Consider the following 15532-nt stretch of genomic DNA (forward strand, 5'->3'; position numbering starts at 1 on the left):
AGTGATCGGTATCAGTGAGTCCGTGATGCAGTTCCTTCTCGCATTGATCGTGGTCGGTCCGCTCGTCGGCGCCGTGGCCGCCCTCCTCCCGGCGCCGCCCGGGCTGAAGGGGAAGTCGCCCGACCAGGCCGTGCTGCGCCACGGCGTGACCGTGACCGGCGCGATCCTGCTCGCCGCGATCGTCCTCGCGCTGGGCTTCGACCACGACCACCCGTCGAAGATGCAGGCCACGACCGACATCAGCTGGATCCCCGCGCTCGACGTGCGCATCCACCTCGGCATCGACGGCATCTCCCTCCCCCTTCTGGTCCTGACCGCGCTGCTGACCTTCCTCTGCGCGCTGTACAGCTACTTCAAAATGCCTGCGGGGCCGTCCCCCAAGGCATTCGTCGCGCTGGTGCTCGTGCTGGAGTCCGGCACCCTCGCGACCTTCGCCGTCCTCGACCTGCTGCTGTTCTTCCTCGCGTTCGAGATGGTCCTCATCCCGATGTACTTCCTCATCGCCCGCTGGGGCGGCGCCGAACGCACGCAGGCGGCTTGGAAGTTCATCCTCTACACGCTGCTCGGCTCCGTCGTGATGCTGCTCGGCCTCCTCCTCATCGGTCTCAGGTCGGGCACGTTCGACATGGTGGCACTCGCCACTGACAATCACCCCGAGCTCACCAAGTCCGTGCAGGTCATCGCCGTTCTGGCGATCGGCGTCGGGCTCGCGGTCAAGACGCCGATGTGGCCGCTGCACAGCTGGCTGCCGGACGCCCACACCGCCGCCCCGACCGTCGGCTCGGTCCTGCTGGCCGGTGTCCTGCTGAAGATGGGTACGTACGGGTTCGTCCGGATCCTGCTGCCGATCGCGCCGGACGGCATGCGGACCTTCGCGCCCTACCTCGCCGCGTTCGCCGTCGTCGGGATCATCTACGGCTCGCTCGCCTGCCTCGCGCTCGCGCGACCCGGCGCGAAGGGCGACCTCAAGCGCCTCATCGCGTACTCGTCCGTCGGCCACATGGGCTTCGTGCTGCTCGGCATCTCCACGATGAGCCCGACCGGCGTGAACGGCGCCCTGTTCGCGAACATCGCCCACGGCCTGATCACCGGCCTGCTGTTCTTCCTCGTCGGCGCCCTCAAGGACCGCACCGGCACCAGCGACCTCGACGCCCTCTCCGAGGGGTCCGGCGCCGCCCTCTACGGCAAGGCCCCGCGCCTCGGCGGCCTGCTCGCCTTCGGGGCCGTCGCCTCGCTCGGGCTGCCGGGCCTCGCCGGGTTCTGGGGCGAGATGCTGTCTCTGTTCGGCGCGTTCAAGCCCGCGGACGACCTCAGCCGCCCGGCGTACCTCACGTTCATGGCGGTCGCCGCCTTCGGCACCCTCCTGACGGCCGCGTACATGCTCATCGTCGTCCGCCGCGTGTGCATGGGCCCGGCCGTCGGAGCGGAAGCGCCCCGGCTCGCCGACGTCCACGCCTACGAGTTCGCCGCCTGGACGCCGCTCGTCGCCCTCACCGTCCTCGCCGGACTCTGGCCCGCGGCCCTCCTCGGCCTCACCGACCCGGCCGTGCAGCAGCTCCTCGCGGGAGGAAAGTCGTGACCGTGGCCCCCACCGACAGCGCCTTCGTCGAGAGCGCGGCCAGCGTCGTCCAGAGCGTCGACTGGCCCGCGATCCTGCCGCCCACCATCACGGCCGTCGTCGCGCTCGCCGTGCTCGTGATCGACCTCTTCGTAGGGGAGCACCGCAAGGCGCTCCTCGGCTGGATCTCCCTCGCGGGCCTGGCCGCCGCCGCGCTCTCCATGCTGCCGATCGCCGACTCCCACCACCGCGACACCTTCTGCGTGGTCGGCACGGGCGGCACCGTCTGCAGCTACACGGTCGACGAGTTCACCCTCGCCATCCAGCTCCTCGTCCTCGGCGGAGCGCTGCTCGCCGGTCTGCTGTCCCTGAGCACCCTCAAGGACGCGCGGGCCGCCAAGAGGGAGCTCCCCGAAGGGGAGTTCTGGTTCCTGCTCCTGTCATCGGTCGCGGGCGCCGTCCTGCTGCCCGCCTCCCGCGACCTGGCCACGCTCGTCGTCGCCCTCGAAGTCGCCTCCCTGCCCGCGTTCGCCCTGGTCGGCCTCAAGCGCGGGGACAAGTGGTCCTCCGAGGCCGCCCTGAAGTTCTTCCTCTCCTCGGTCGCCGCCACCGCCGTGACCCTCCTGGGCGTGAGCTTCGTGTACGCGGCCACGGGCACCCTCTACCTCACCGAGTTGGACGAGAAGCTCGGGCAGGTCGACGGGCAGCTGGAGACGCTCGCCCAGGCCGGTGTCGTGCTGACCCTCGTCGGATTCGCCTTCAAGGTGGCGGCCGTCCCCTTCCACTTCTGGGTACCCGACGCCTACGTAGGCGCGCCCCTGCCCGTCGCCGCGTACCTCTCGGTCGTCGGCAAGGCGGTCGGCTTCACCGGCCTCATCCTCGTCACCGTCGTCGGCTTCCGGTCGTACGACGACGTGTGGGGCCCGGCCATCGCCGCACTGGCCGCGCTCACCATGACGGCGGGCAACGTCGCTGCCCTCAGACAACAGGCCACGCGCGCGTACAGCGCGGTCCGACTGCTCGCCTGGTCGTCGGTCGCCCAGGCGGGCTACCTCCTGGTGCCGATCGCGTCGGCCGGATTCGACAACGGGCGGGGCGAGGACGCCCCCAGGGACGCCGTCGGCGCCACCGTCGCCTACGCCCTGATGTACGCCGTCGTGAACCTGGGGGCCTTCGCCGTCGCCGCGCTCGTCGGCCGCACGCAGCGCAAGAACCGCGTCAGCGACTACCGGGGCCTGTACGCCAAGAGCCCGCTGTCCGCCCTCACCCTGGCCTTCTTCCTGCTCTGCCTCGCCGGCCTGCCCCCCGGCATCATCGGCCTCTTTGCGAAGGTCACCGTCTTCTCGGCGGCCGTCGACGCGGGCCTCGGCTGGCTCGCCGTGATCATGGCCGTCAACGTGGTGATCGCCCTGTACTACTACCTCCAGTGGACGGCGCTGCTGTTCCGCGCCCCCGAGGGCGAGCCCGCCCGGCACCGCGTCCCCGCCCCGCTCACCGCGGCCATCGCCGCGACCGCGGTCCTCGGAATCGCCCTCTCCGGAGCGCCCCAGATCGTCCTGAGGTTCACCGGGACCAGCCCGTTCTGACGCCCTCCTGAAGCCGCTCCGCCCGGGAGACGACCGCGTCACCCGGGCGGCCCACAGCGGCTCCGGCGCGCACAAGGGAACTAGCTCCCCCCGCCTGGCGTTGACCAGGAAGGGAGGGTCCACTGAACAGTGGAAGACCAGCAAGCAGAGGGTTCCCCCGCGCACCACCAGGAGGGCGTACCGTGCACCGCCGAACCAACGGGCTGAAAACCGCCGTACTCCTCGGGGGACTGTCGGCACTCATCCTCGTCATCGGCAGTTTCTTCGGGCGTACGGGCCTGATCGTCGCGCTCTTCGTAGCCATCGGGACGAACGCGTACGCGTACTGGAACAGCGACAAGCTGGCCCTGCGCGCCATGCGCGCCCGCCCGGTCAGCGAATTCGAGGCCCCCGAGCTGTACCGCATGGTGCGCGAGCTCTCCACCCAGGCCCGCCAGCCCATGCCCCGGCTGTACATCTCGCCCACCGAGGCGCCGAACGCCTTCGCGACGGGCCGCAATCCGCGCAACGCCGCCGTCTGCTGTACGGAGGGCATCCTGCGCATCCTCGACCAGCGCGAGTTGCGCGGCGTCATCGGCCACGAGCTGAGCCACGTCTACAACCGGGACATCCTGATCTCCTCGGTCGCCGGCGCCCTCGCCTCGGTCATCATGTTTCTGGTCAATTTCGCCTGGCTGATTCCCATCGGCCGGTCGAACGACAACGAGGGCCCCGGCATCTTCGGCATGCTCCTGATCATGCTGCTCGGCCCGCTGGCCGCCTCCATCATCCAGCTCGCCATCAGCCGCTCCAGGGAGTACGAGGCCGACGCGTCCGGCGCCCAGCTCACCGGCGACCCCCTGGCCCTCGCGAGCGCGTTGCGTAAACTCGACGCCGGTACGAAGCAGTTGCCGCTCCCTCCCGAGCCGCGGCTGGAAACGGCGAGTCACATGATGATCGCGAACCCGTTCCGGCCGGGCCAGGGTATGTCGAAGATGTTCTCCACCCACCCGCCGATGGCGGAGCGCATCGCCCGGCTCGAAAAGATGGCAGGTCGCCCGCGATGAAAGTAATCCTGAACCTCATCTGGCTCGTCCTGTGCGGACTGTGGATGTGCTTCGCCTACCTGGTCGCGGGCGTGGTCCTGTGCATCACGATCATCGGCATCCCGCTCGGCCTCGCGGCCTTCCGCATCGGCCTCTTCGCCCTGTGGCCCTTCGGCCGCAAGGCCGTCGAGCGGTCCGACGCGGGCGCGCCGTCCCTGATCGGCAACGTGGTGTGGCTGATCCTCGCGGGCTGGTGGCTGACCATCGGCCACATCATCACCGGCGTCCTGCTGTGCCTCACGATCATCGGCATCCCACTGGGCCTCGCCAACTTCAAGATGATCCCGATCTCCCTGATGCCCCTGGGCCGCGAAATCGTGCCCACGGACGAGCCGTTCGGCGCGGCGTCGGTACGACCGGCACCCGCCGGGCATCCGCAGAACCAGGGGTGGTGACCCGCTCCGAAGAGGCGGGGTTCCGGCCGAGGGCCCACTAGGGCCTGTCCGGTGGGTCGGCGCGGCGCCCCGGCGGCGAAGGCACGGCCCGGCGGCGCCTTCCCGAGCACGGCACACCCCGCAGCAGGGGCTCACTCGCGGACAAGGCAGGGCCATAGCCGGGGGACCGCGAACCGGGGACCGCCGGGGATCGTCTGCCCCCGCCAGGAACTGACGCCCCGCCGGGCCGGCCCCGGGCCCCACGTCAGCCCCGCCCCCCGAGCCACCGCCGCACCCCGTAGGCCACGCCCCCCATCGCCACCACTGCCGCACCGACCGCCACCGAAACCCCCGGCAGCGCGAACGCCAGCACCACGCACCCCGCGGCGCCCACCACCGGCCCCACGCGCGCGAGGGGCGCCCGACTCAGCGTCCACGCCGACGCGTTGGCGATCGCGTAGTACACGAGCACCCCGAACGACGAGAAGCCCACCGCGCCGCGCACGTCCACCGTCGCGGCCAACAGGGCCACCACTGCGCCCACGGCGAGCTCCGCCCGGTGCGGCACCTGGAAGCGCGGGTGCACGGCGGCGAGCGCCCCCGGCAGATGGCGGTCGCGCGCCATGGCGAGCGTCGTCCGCGACACGCCCAGGATCAGCGCGAGCAGCGACCCGAGCGCCGCCACGGCCGCCCCCACCCGCACCACCGGCACCAGGCCCGGCACCCCCGCGGCCCGTACGGCGTCCGCCAGCGGAGCCGAAGCCTCCGCGAGCCCGCCCGCCCCCAGGACGGCGAGCACCGCCACGGCCACGCACGCGTACACCGCGAGCGCGATGCCGAGGGCCAGGGGAACCGCGCGCGGAATGGTGCGGGCCGGGTCGCGTACCTCCTCGCCCAGCGTCGCCACGCGCGCGTACCCGGCGAAGGCGAAGAACAGCAGCCCCGCCGCCTCCAGGACCCCGCCGAAGCCGCCGGAGAGCCCCACGTCCACGCGCCCCGCCGCGGCCTCCGAAGAGCCCAGACAGACCGCGACGACCAGCACGAGGACCGCGAGCACCCCAGCCACGATCACCCGGGTCAGCCACAGCGACTTCCGCACGCCCAGGTAGTTCACGGCCGTCAGGGCCACCACGGCGGCCACCGCGACGGCGTGCGCCTGCCCGGGCCACGCGTACGCCCCCACCGTCAGCGCCATGGCCGCGCAGGAGGCCGTCTTGCCGACGACGAACGCCCAGCCCGCCAGATAGCCCCAGAACTCCCCGAGCCGCTCCCGCCCGTACACGTACGTCCCGCCGGACGCGGGGTAGCGCGCCGCGAGCCGGGCCGAGGCCACGGCATTGCAGTACGCGACCACGGCGGCGACCGCGAGCGCGACCAGCAGCCCCGACCCGGCCGCGGCGGCCGCGGGCCCGAGGACCGCGAAGATCCCGGCCCCCACCATCGCGCCGAGCCCGATCACCACGGCGTCGCGGACCCCGAGCGTCCGCCGCAGCTCCCCGGCCTCGCCAGGCCCCCGTCGTCCCGTCCGCCCCGTCATGGGCCCGCACCCTAGCGACCTGAGGGAACCGCCACCGCCCCTCGCGACGTCCCACAGGACAACAACGCACGAAAAGGCACGAAAGGTCAGGTCACCGCATGGGTGTCATCAGCTGGATCATTCTGGGCCTCCTCGCCGGTGCCACCGCCAAGATCCTGCTCCCGGGCCGCGACCCGGGCGGCTTCGTCGGCACGACGGTGATCGGCATCGCGGGCGCCTTCGTGGGCGGCTGGATCTCCGCCCGCTTCCTCGACCGGCCCATAGCCGAGCACTTCTTCGACGGCGCGACCTGGACGGCGGCCATCGGCGGCTCGCTCGTCCTGCTCATCGCCTACCGCATCCTCTTCGGCCACTCCCGGCGCTGACTCCGCCGGACGGCCGTGGACGTCCCCGCGAGGCACCTACGAGTTCCCCACACAGACCGCAGCCAGCAGCAAGGGCGGGCACCCGATCCGGGTGCCCGCCCCCTTGTGTCCCACGGCGTGCGTACGACTCGACCGCGTACTCGACTACCTACCGGTAGTTCACGAACTGCAGCGCGAAGTCGAAGTCCTTGCCCTTCAGGAGGGCGATCACGGTCTGGAGGTCGTCACGGCTCTTCGAGCTGACGCGCAGCTCCTCGCCCTGCACCTGCGCCTTGATGCCCTTGGGGCCCTCGTCGCGGATGATCTTCGCCACCTTCTTCGCGTTGTCCTGGGAGATGCCCTCCTCGATCGACGCGAAGATCTTGTACTCCTTGCCGGACAGCTGCGGCTCGCCCGCGTCCAGCGACTTCAGCGAGATGCCCCGCTTGATCAGCTTGGACTGGAACACGTCGAGGATCGCCTTCACGCGGTCCTCGCCGTTCGCCTCCATCAGGATCTTCTCGCCGGACCACGAGATCGAGGCACCCGTGCCCTTGAAGTCGTAGCGCTGCGAGATCTCCTTGGCCGTCTGGTTGAGGGCGTTGTCGACCTCCTGCCGCTCGACCTTCGAGACGATGTCGAAACTGGAGTCGGCCATGTCCTGTGGCTCCTTGTATCGGTATCTGCGTACTCAGCGGGTACACGGCCTTCAGTCGCCGACCGCATCCGCAAAGCCTAGCCACTGCCCCCGCGCCGGGTGCCGATCAATCGGGTGGCGAAGCACCCCTGGGCATCGGGTATCGTTTACGTCGTTGCCACGGAGCACCGCGAGAGCGGGGCCAGGCAGCAAACCCGGCGGTGTGCCCGAGCGGCCAAAGGGAGCAGACTGTAAATCTGCCGGCTCAGCCTTCCCAGGTTCGAATCCTGGCGCCGCCACGCTGAGAGAGACCCTCTCCGATCTGTGTTTACGCAGGTCGGAGAGGGTCTTTGCGTTTCCCTGAGGGGGTATTCGGCGATCACTTGCGCCGATCGAAAAGCAGATCGAAAATGGGTGATCTGCCTCACAATGGCCCGGTCCCGCCCTTGCCTCGATCGCACCCTCGCCCTGGGCGCACGGCGCCGTCGGCCAAGGCCCCGGGACGTGCGGGGGCGGCCCGGCCCCCGGAGCGGCGGCCCCCTTCGCAGGCCAGGTGGCGCCGACGGTCAGGTGGCGCCGACGCGGGAGCGGGTGCGCGACGCACGCGGGTGCCGTGGGCACACTGGTGACATGTCGTCCAGTTCAGCGCGTCGCAGGCACTGCCCGGAGTGTCGGCGCGAAATCGCCGTCGTCGGCGGGCGGTTCGCTCGTCACGATCCGCCGGGGCCCCGCGGCGGGGAGGACCTGGTCTCGTGCCCCGGCTCGCGCCGGCACGCCCAGATCGGTGCCGCGCAGCCCGCACTCGACGGCTACGTAGTGCCTGAATTCCCCGGACAGTTGCCCTTGTTCTGAGCCCCGTCCGCGACCGGTGACGTGCGGGTCAGTTCCCGGCGACCGACTTCACGGCCACCGACACCGGCATGGAACCGCTGACCAGTTCGAGGGTCAGGCCCGCCGTCGCCGGGGTCTCCAGGAGCTCGGCGAGCGCTGCGGCCACGTCGTCGCGAGGGACGGGGCCGCGCCCCGTCGACGCCTCCAGGCGCACGAGACCCGTGCCCGCGTCGTCCGTGAGCATCCCCGGGCGCAGGATCGTCCAGTCGAGGGCCGCACGGCCGCGTACGTCCGCGTCGGCCTCGCCCTTGGCCCGCAGATACGCGTCGAAGATCTCGTCCCCCGCGTGGTTCGGGTCCGCGCCCATCGACGACACCACCACGTACCGCCGCACCCCGGCCCGCTCCGCCGCGTCCGCGAACAGGACGGCGGCCGCGCGGTCCACGGAGTCCTTCCGGGCGGCGTCGCTGCCCGGGCCCGCGCCCGCGGCGAACACGACCGCGTCCGCGCCCTCCAGATGCCCCGCGACCTCCTCGACGGACGCCGACTCCAGGTCGCACAGCACCGGCTCGGCACCGGCGTCCCGCAGGTCCGACTCGTGCGCCGAATTGCGGATGATTCCTACGGCTTCGTCCCCGCGCGCGGCGAGCAGCCGCTCCAGACGCAGGGCGATCTGTCCATGGCCTCCAGCGATGACAATGCGCATGCCTCCGACGGTACGGCAGATCCGGCCGCTCGGCCTCGGACGGCACCCGCGACGCCCCTGTCCCCGCAGGCGTACGCCGTCACGCCCCCCGCCCCTGCCGCGGCAGGCCGAGCGCCACCGCGGCCGCGGAGTCGCAGTACTCGCGCACCGCGCTCGTCCGCGCCACCACGCGCCCCCGATGCACCACCACACGGCTGTACGCCAGCGACAGCGCCCCTTCGAGGCTGTCGCCGCGCACGGCGAGGAGTTCGGCGGGGAAGCCCGCCTCGACCCTGACCGGCGGCAGGCCCATGGCCTCGCGGGCGACCGAACTCACCGCGGCGTACGCCTCGTCGGGGCGCAGCCCGCCGCGCGAGGCCAGGAGGTACGCCGCCTCCAGCGGATCCCCGCGGCCCACGGGGTTCGCGACGTCGCGCAGCGCGCCGCTGCCCGCCGCGACCCGCACCCCGGCGGCCCGCAGCAGGCGCACCGGAGGCGTGCCAGTGCCGCCCGGCAGCGCGCCGCAGCCGCCCTGCGGCAGGCACACCACCGTCACCCCGGCCGCCGCGAGTTGCTCCGCCGCACGCGCGGCCACGTCGGAGGGCAGCCGCCGCAGACCACCGCAGGGGCCGACGGCCACACCGGGCCGCAAGCCCCCGGCCATGGCGGCGAACCGGCCGAGGCGCGCCGGGTCGCCGCCGTCCGTGTGCAGGTCGACGGGGCGGCCGTACTCCGCCGCGAGGTCGAGGACCGCCTCCGCGTACCCCGTCGGATCGGGGTCCAGATCCGGGCAACCACCCACTACGGAGGCCCCCATCCGCACCGCGTCCCGCAGCATCGCGAGCCCGTCGGCCCCGGCCGCGCCCGTCAGGAGCCGCGGCACCGCGACCACGGACAGGTCGACGAGCCCGCGCAGCGACCGGCGCGCCTGGAGCACCGCCTCCAGACAGCCAAGACCCTGCACGTCCCCGACGCGTACGTGCGCGCGCAGCGCCGTCGCCCCGTGCCCCAGCTGCAACAACGCCGCCTCGGTGGTACGGCGTTGGACGTCCTGCGCGTCGTACGACACGGGCCCCTCGCGCAGCGCGGACAGCGCCGTGTCGCTGTGGGCGTGCGGCTCGACGGCGGCGGGCAGCAGCAGGAAGCCGCTCAGGTCCACGCGCGCGGCGTGCGCGCTGAGGCTGCCCGCCGTGCCGACGGCCTCGATGCGCCCGGCGCCGACCCGGACGTCCACGGCCCTGCCGTCCACGAGCCGTGCCCCGCAGAGCAGCAGGGCTCCGGAGGTGGCGTCGGGCTCGGCGGAGTGGGGTTGCTGCGGCTGACTGTCGGGCATCGCGCTCCTGGGGCTCGGGGGCGGCGCGGACGCGGCTTCGAGGCGCGCAAGATCACGCAGCGTGAGGCGAGCCTAGGACGGCGGCGGCCCCGCTTCGCGGAGGAGCGCAATAGTCGTACCGCTGTGGTGCGGGAGCCGCGCTGTCGGGGCGCGTGAGCCCTGCCGCCGTGGCGCGGGCGCGCTCAGGCGTGCCGGTGCGGCGCTGGTGGACCCACGTGCCCGCGTGACGCCAGGGGGTCCGCGTACCGGTGTGGCGCGCGTGCTCGGTGATGGCTCGTGAGGCGCTGCGACGCGTACGGGACGGGCCGATCGGGGCACCTGCCACGAGCCCGGACGGGCCTCGCGAAACGGATTTGGGCGAACGGCTGCCGAGCGTGTAATGTCTTCATCGCTCGCCCCAATAGCTCAGTCGGTAGAGCGTCTCCATGGTAAGGAGAAGGTCAACGGTTCGATTCCGTTTTGGGGCTCTGATGTGAAGGGTTTCCTCGCCTCGGCGAGGAACCGCATCACATCTGCAGCGGTGTAGCTCAGTCGGTAGAGCAAGCGGCTCATAATCGCTGTGTCACCGGTTCAAGTCCGGTCACCGCTACACACAGTAGCCGATTGCGGGGTCGGTCCTTCGATCGGCTACTCTTTATGCGTTCATCCGTCCATCCGTCCGTCATAGGAGCACTCACGTGGCTGCCACCGACGTCCGCCCGAAGATCACGCTGGCCTGCGTGGAGTGCAAGGAGCGGAACTACATCACCAAGAAGAACCGGCGTAACAACCCGGACCGTCTTGAGATGAAGAAGCACTGCCCGCGTTGCAACTCGCACACCGCGCACCGCGAGACGCGATAAACACAGGCTAGAACTAGAGGCCGCCCCCGTTGTTTCGGGGGCGGCCTCTAGTCGTTTGTAGATCCAGTAGTTGTTTGTAGATCCAGTAGATCCAGAAGAGATCTGCTGGACCCAGTCTTCACGGATCGCCGGTAGCGTCTCTTGCTCGATCTCTCGCCCAGCCCGTAGCCGGTCTGCGGCTCCGTGCGGGCGCGCCACCGGCGGTACCGGGCTCGCGAGAATCCGAGCTCATTGGAACCCAGCTGCAGGAGGTGCCGAGCCATGGCGCTCGACCAGTCCTTCGTCGGGCGGACCTACCCGCCCACCGACCCGTACGAGGTCGGCCGCGAGAAGATCCGCGAGTTCGCGGTCGCGGTGGGCGACGCCAACCCGGCGTACGCCGACCCGGAGGCCGCCAAGGCGCTCGGCCACCGGGACGTCATCGCCCCGCCGACCTTCGTGTTCGCGATCACGTTCAAGGCCGCGGGCCAGGTCATCGAGGACCCGCAGCTGGGGCTCGACTACAGCCGCGTCGTGCACGGCGACCAGAAGTTCGCGTACACGCGCCCCGTGTACGCGGGCGACCGGCTCACCGTCACCTCGACCATCGAGGCGATCAAGTCGATGGCGGGCAACGACATCCTGGACATCCGCGGCGAGGTCCACGACGAGGCGGGCGAGCACGTGGTGACCGCGTGGACCAAGCTCGTCGCGCGCGCGGCCGCGACCGAGGAGGCGTAAGGCGATGGCAGAGAAGATCGCGTACGACGACGTGGAGGTCGGCACGGAGCTGCCGGCCCAGACCTTCCCCGTGACGCGCGCCACGCTGGTGCGGTACGCGGGCGCCTCCGGGGACTTCAACCCCATCCACTGGAACGAGAAGTTCGCGGTGGAGGTCGGCCTGCCGGACGTCATCGCGCACGGCATGTTCACCATGGCCGAGGCCATCCGCGTCGTGACGGACTGGACCGGTGACCCGGCCGCCGTCGTCGAGTACGGCGTGCGCTTCACCAAGCCCGTCGTGGTCCCGAACGACGACGAGGGCGCGACGATCGAGGTCAGCGCCAAGGTCGCGGCCAAGCTCGACGACAACAAGGTCCGCGTGGACCTGCTGGCGACCAGCGCCGGGCAGAAGGTCCTCGGGATGTCGCGCGCGGTCGTGCGGCTGGCCTGACGGCGGCGAGGAAGCGAGAGGTAAGGGGCGTTCTCCATTGCGGGGCGCCCCTTACGCGTTGTGGGCCCCCGGCCTGATCAACGCTCCGCGCCGGGGCGGCGTTCCGCAGGACCCGCTGACGCCGTCCCGACCCCCTTGACTTAGTTAGTGATTGAGTACTAACTTACTCGCATGGTCAGGATGAGCGCGGAGGAGCGACGCGAGAGCGTCATTCGGGCGGCGATGAGCGAGTTCGCCCGAGGTGGCTATCACGGGACGTCCACCGAGGCGATCGCCAAGCGCGTCGGGGTCTCGCAGCCGTATCTCTTCCGTCTCTTCCCCGGCAAGAAGGCGATGTTCCTCGCGGCGTCGGCGCGCTGCTGCGAAGAGGTCCGGAAGGTGTTCGAGGCGGCGAGCGAGGGGCTCGAGGGCGAAGAGGCCCTGCACTCCATGGCGCGGGCGTACCACGGCCTCATCACGGAGGATCCCGACAAGCTGCACATGCAGCTCCAGACGTACGTGGCCGTGGCCGCCGCCGAGGCGGCCGGGGACTACGAATTCGGCGAGATGGTGCGCGCCGGCTGGATGGAGCTCTGGGAGACCGTGCACCTGCCGCTCGGCGCCGACGTGGACGAGACGACGACTTTCCTGGCCTACGGGATGCTGCTCAATGCCCTGTCGGCCATGGGTTTTCCGCCTGAGCACCGGGTGTGGGAAGGGTTCTACGCCTCGGCGCAGCCTCCGGGGGAGGCGAAGAGGCCCCTGCTCGTGAAGGAGCCGGAGGCGGCGCGGGCTCCGGGGCAGTCCTCGTAGGGGCGTCCGGCCCCGGTGGAATCGCCCGGTGTCCGGGCGTTCTTCTGCCCGCAGAAGTTAGTCATCAATTACTAACCAAAACGGCGTCTGCAAAGACGGCGTCTGTAAAACAGTCTCTGGGGGAGCGATGTCACAGCAAGCAGCACCGCGCGGAAGAGTCGTGTGGGCCCTCGTCATCACCAGCGTCGCCGGGTTCATGGCGGCCCTGGACAACCTCGTCGTCACGACCGCGCTGCCCTCCATCCGGGAGGACCTCGGCGGCGGGCTCGAGGACCTGGAGTGGACGGTGAGCGCCTACACCCTCACCTTCGCCGTGCTCCTGATGTTCGGCGCGGCCCTGGGGGACCGGTTCGGACGCCGCAAGCTCTTCGGGGCGGGCCTCGCCGTCTTCACCGCGGCCTCCGCGGCCGCCGCCCTCGCGCCCGGCCTGGAGGAGCTGATCGCGGCCCGCGCGGTGCAGGGCGTCGGCGCGGCCATCATGATGCCGCTCACCCTCACCCTGCTCACGGCCGCCGTGCCCGCGGCCAAGCGCGGCATGGCGTACGGGATCTGGGGGGCCGTCAACGGCCTCGCGGTCGCCAGCGGGCCGCTCATCGGCGGCGCCCTGACCGAACACGTGTCCTGGCAGTGGATCTTCTGGCTGAACGTTCCGCTGGGCATCGCCCTGCTGCCGCTGGCCCGCCTGCGCCTCACCGAGTCGTACGGCACCGGCGCCCGGCTCGACATCGCCGGCACCCTGCTCGCCAGCGGCGGTCTGTTCGGCATCGTCTACGCCCTGATCCGCGGCAACGTCGACGGCTGGACCAGCGCGCCCGTCCTGACCGGCCTGATCGCGGGCGGCGCGCTGCTCGCCGGGTTCGTGCACCACGGCATCCACAACCGGGCCCCGATGCTGCCCATGCGGCTGTTCCGCAACCGTGCCTTCTCCGCGATCAACGCCGCCAGCCTGCTGATGTTCGTCGGGATGTTCGGCTCGATCTTCCTGCTCAGCCAGTTCCTCCAGGGCGTGCTCGGCTACTCGCCGACCGAGGCGGGGCTGCGGATGCTGCCCTGGACCGGCATGCCGATGATCGTCGCCCCCATCGCCGGGTACCTCTCCGACCGCATCGGCGGCCGCCCGGTCGTCACCGCGGGCCTCGCGTTCCAGGCCGTGGGCCTCGGCTGGTTCGCCATGATCGTCTCCCCGGACGTGTCGTACGCCGCCCAGCTGCCCGCCCTGATCATCAGCGGGATCGGCATGGCCCTGTACTTCGCCCCGGCCGCGAGCCTGGTCATGTCCAGCGTCCGCCCCGCCGAGCAGGGCATCGCCTCCGGAGCGAACAACGCGCTGCGCGAGGTGGGCGGCGCGCTCGGCATCGCCGTCCTCGCCTCGGTCTTCTCCGCGCAGGGCGGGTACGAGTCGCCGCGGGCGTTCGTGGACGGGCTGGAGCCCGCGCTGTGGGTGGGCGCGGGAGTCGTCGCCCTGGCGGCCGCCGCCGCGGCGCTGCTGCCGGGCCGCCGGGCCGGGCGGGCCGGGCAGGCCGACGGCTCCGGCGTCCCTGCGGCGGCGGAGGACCGGGTGCCGGTCAGCGCGTGAGGCCGTAGCGCCCAGGAACCCACCCGCCCCTCCTGGGCGGGTGGGTTCCTTGCTTCCCCGCCCGGTGTCCCGGAGGCCCGCCGCCCGGGTGGGGGAGCGGGCCCGCATACCCTGGTGTGCGTGCAGGTACTTGACGACGCCCCCCTCGCCCCGCTGACCACCTTCCGGCTCGGCGGCCCCGCCGACCGGCTGATCACCGCGACGACCGACGCCGAGGTGGTCGCCGCCGTCCGCGAGGCCGACGCCTCCGGTACGCCGCTGCTGCTCATCGGCGGCGGCAGCAACCTGGTCATCGGCGACAAGGGCTTCGCCGGAACCGCGCTGCGCATCGCCACCACCGGCTTCGCGCTCGACGGCACCACGCTGGAGCTCGCGGCGGGCGAGGTGTGGACGGACGCCGTGGAGCGGACCGTCGCGGCCGGCCTCGCGGGCGTCGAGTGCCTCGCCGGGATCCCCGGCTCCGCGGGCGCGACCCCCATCCAGAACGTGGGCGCGTACGGCCAGGAGGTCTCCCAGACCATCACCGAAGTGGTCGCGTACGACCGCAGGACCCACGAGACGGTCACCCTCTCGAACGAGGAGTGCGTGTTCTCGTACCGCCACAGCCGCTTCAAGGCCGACCCCGAGCGCTATGTGGTCCTGCGCGTGCGCTTCGCGCTGGAGGACGCGGACGGCATGAGCGCCCCCATCCGGTACGCGGAGACGGCCCGCACGCTCGGCGTCGAGGTCGGCGACCGCGTCCCGGCGGCCGTCGCCCGCGAGACCGTCCTGAAGCTGCGCGCGGGTAAAGGCATGGTGCTCGACGCCGAGGACCACGACAGCTGGTCGGCCGGGTCGTTCTTCACCAACCCGATCCTCACCGACGCGGAGTTCGCCGCCTTCCACGCGCGCGTGGCCGACCGGCTCGGCCCGGATGTCGCCCCGCCCGCCTTCCCCGCGGGCGACGGCCACGTGAAGACCTCCGCCGCCTGGCTCATCGACAGGGCCGGGTTCCCCAAGGGCTACGGCCAGGGCCCCGCCCGCATCTCCACCAAGCACACGCTGGCCCTCACCAACCGCGGCGGCGCCACCACGCAGGACCTGCTCGACCTGGCGCGCGAGGTCGTCGCGGGCGTACGGGACGCCTTCGGGGTCACGCTCGTCAACGAGCCGGTGACGGTGGGCGTCAGCCTGTAGCGCCGCCCCCGTAGAGCCCGATG

At 71.7% G+C, this 15532-nt stretch carries 16 protein-coding genes and 3 tRNA genes; 15 read left to right on the forward strand and 4 right to left on the reverse strand.

Features of this window, described 5'->3' with window-relative positions; genetic code table 11:
• Nucleotide 1: 1 nt before the first annotated feature.
• The 4 genes from MQV74_RS24435 (at nucleotide 2) to MQV74_RS24450 (ending at nucleotide 4624) form a co-directional block, all read left to right on the forward strand.
• Nucleotides 2–1579: an NADH-quinone oxidoreductase subunit M gene (locus MQV74_RS24435; protein WP_242721092.1), complete on the forward strand. Its 1578-nt coding sequence runs from the start codon at nucleotides 2–4 to the stop codon at nucleotides 1577–1579.
• Nucleotides 1576–3144, forward strand: coding sequence for an NADH-quinone oxidoreductase subunit N (locus tag MQV74_RS24440; protein WP_374120679.1), 1569 nt, complete (start codon nucleotides 1576–1578; stop codon nucleotides 3142–3144). The genes MQV74_RS24435 and MQV74_RS24440 overlap by 4 nt, the downstream gene beginning before the upstream one ends.
• Before the next feature lie 182 nt (nucleotides 3145–3326).
• Nucleotides 3327–4190: a zinc metalloprotease HtpX gene (gene htpX / locus MQV74_RS24445; protein ID WP_138961288.1), complete on the forward strand. Its 864-nt coding sequence runs from the start codon at nucleotides 3327–3329 to the stop codon at nucleotides 4188–4190.
• Complete coding sequence (locus MQV74_RS24450) at nucleotides 4187–4624, forward strand: YccF domain-containing protein (RefSeq protein ID WP_138961289.1); 438 nt, start codon at nucleotides 4187–4189, stop codon at nucleotides 4622–4624. The genes htpX and MQV74_RS24450 overlap by 4 nt, the downstream gene beginning before the upstream one ends.
• A 244-nt stretch (nucleotides 4625–4868) precedes the next feature.
• Here the strand turns inward: MQV74_RS24450 and MQV74_RS24455 are convergent, their stop codons facing one another.
• Nucleotides 4869–6140 carry an APC family permease gene (locus MQV74_RS24455; protein ID WP_242721095.1) on the reverse strand — a complete coding sequence of 424 codons (1272 nt, stop codon included), beginning with the start codon at nucleotides 6138–6140 and terminating at the stop codon, nucleotides 4869–4871.
• Nucleotides 6141–6238: 98 nt separating this feature from the next.
• Here MQV74_RS24455 and MQV74_RS24460 point away from each other — a divergent pair, with 98 nt between their 5' ends.
• Nucleotides 6239–6505, forward strand: coding sequence for a GlsB/YeaQ/YmgE family stress response membrane protein (locus MQV74_RS24460; RefSeq protein WP_242721098.1), 267 nt, complete (start codon nucleotides 6239–6241; stop codon nucleotides 6503–6505).
• A 148-nt stretch (nucleotides 6506–6653) separates the two neighbouring features.
• Here MQV74_RS24460 and MQV74_RS24465 read toward each other — a convergent pair whose 3' ends face one another.
• The gene (locus MQV74_RS24465) at nucleotides 6654–7142 is read right to left on the reverse strand and encodes a YajQ family cyclic di-GMP-binding protein (RefSeq protein WP_030684979.1); all 489 of its coding nucleotides are present in this window, start codon (nucleotides 7140–7142) and stop codon (nucleotides 6654–6656) included.
• Nucleotides 7143–7338: 196 nt separating this feature from the next.
• Here MQV74_RS24465 and MQV74_RS24470 point away from each other — a divergent pair.
• Both MQV74_RS24470 and MQV74_RS24475 read left to right on the forward strand, forming a co-directional pair.
• Nucleotides 7339–7420, forward strand: a tRNA-Tyr gene (locus tag MQV74_RS24470).
• 331 nt (nucleotides 7421–7751) lie between these two features.
• Nucleotides 7752–7973 carry a hypothetical protein gene (locus tag MQV74_RS24475; protein WP_138961292.1) on the forward strand — a complete coding sequence of 74 codons (222 nt, stop codon included), beginning with the start codon at nucleotides 7752–7754 and terminating at the stop codon, nucleotides 7971–7973.
• Between the two features lie 28 nt (nucleotides 7974–8001).
• Here the strand turns inward: MQV74_RS24475 and MQV74_RS24480 are convergent, their stop codons facing one another.
• Together MQV74_RS24480 and MQV74_RS24485 are read right to left on the reverse strand one after the other, a co-directional pair.
• Nucleotides 8002–8658 carry an SDR family oxidoreductase gene (locus tag MQV74_RS24480; RefSeq protein ID WP_242721101.1) on the reverse strand — a complete coding sequence of 219 codons (657 nt, stop codon included), beginning with the start codon at nucleotides 8656–8658 and terminating at the stop codon, nucleotides 8002–8004.
• Nucleotides 8659–8737: 79 nt separating this feature from the next.
• Nucleotides 8738–9970 (reverse strand): amidohydrolase family protein, encoded by a 1233-nt coding sequence (locus MQV74_RS24485; RefSeq protein WP_242721104.1) that lies wholly within the window; start codon nucleotides 9968–9970, stop codon nucleotides 8738–8740.
• Between the two features lie 394 nt (nucleotides 9971–10364).
• On the opposite strand from MQV74_RS24485, the gene MQV74_RS24490 reads away from it, so the two are divergent.
• The 8 genes from MQV74_RS24490 (at nucleotide 10365) to MQV74_RS24525 (ending at nucleotide 15509) form a co-directional block, all read left to right on the forward strand.
• Nucleotides 10365–10437 (forward strand) — tRNA-Thr (locus MQV74_RS24490).
• Nucleotides 10438–10486: 49 nt separating this feature from the next.
• A tRNA-Met gene (locus MQV74_RS24495) sits at nucleotides 10487–10559 on the forward strand.
• A gap of 88 nt (nucleotides 10560–10647) precedes the next feature.
• The gene (gene rpmG, locus MQV74_RS24500; protein ID WP_003956487.1) at nucleotides 10648–10812 is read left to right on the forward strand and encodes a 50S ribosomal protein L33; all 165 of its coding nucleotides are present in this window, start codon (nucleotides 10648–10650) and stop codon (nucleotides 10810–10812) included.
• Nucleotides 10813–11073: 261 nt separating this feature from the next.
• On the forward strand, nucleotides 11074–11532 hold the full coding sequence (locus tag MQV74_RS24505; protein WP_242721107.1) for a MaoC family dehydratase N-terminal domain-containing protein: 459 nt from the start codon (nucleotides 11074–11076) through the stop codon (nucleotides 11530–11532).
• Between the two features lie 4 nt (nucleotides 11533–11536).
• On the forward strand, nucleotides 11537–11965 hold the full coding sequence (locus MQV74_RS24510; RefSeq protein WP_138961296.1) for a MaoC family dehydratase: 429 nt from the start codon (nucleotides 11537–11539) through the stop codon (nucleotides 11963–11965).
• Nucleotides 11966–12136: 171 nt separating this feature from the next.
• Nucleotides 12137–12757 (forward strand): TetR/AcrR family transcriptional regulator, encoded by a 621-nt coding sequence (locus MQV74_RS24515; RefSeq protein WP_242721110.1) that lies wholly within the window; start codon nucleotides 12137–12139, stop codon nucleotides 12755–12757.
• A 127-nt stretch (nucleotides 12758–12884) separates the two neighbouring features.
• Complete coding sequence (locus MQV74_RS24520; protein WP_242721113.1) at nucleotides 12885–14333, forward strand: MFS transporter; 1449 nt, start codon at nucleotides 12885–12887, stop codon at nucleotides 14331–14333.
• A 120-nt stretch (nucleotides 14334–14453) separates the two neighbouring features.
• Nucleotides 14454–15509 carry a UDP-N-acetylmuramate dehydrogenase gene (locus MQV74_RS24525; protein ID WP_242721116.1) on the forward strand — a complete coding sequence of 352 codons (1056 nt, stop codon included), beginning with the start codon at nucleotides 14454–14456 and terminating at the stop codon, nucleotides 15507–15509.
• Nucleotides 15510–15532 lie beyond the last annotated feature (23 nt).

Source organism: Streptomyces sp. AN091965 (genome assembly GCF_022698285.1).
In the GTDB taxonomy this organism is placed as follows: domain Bacteria; phylum Actinomycetota; class Actinomycetes; order Streptomycetales; family Streptomycetaceae; genus Streptomyces.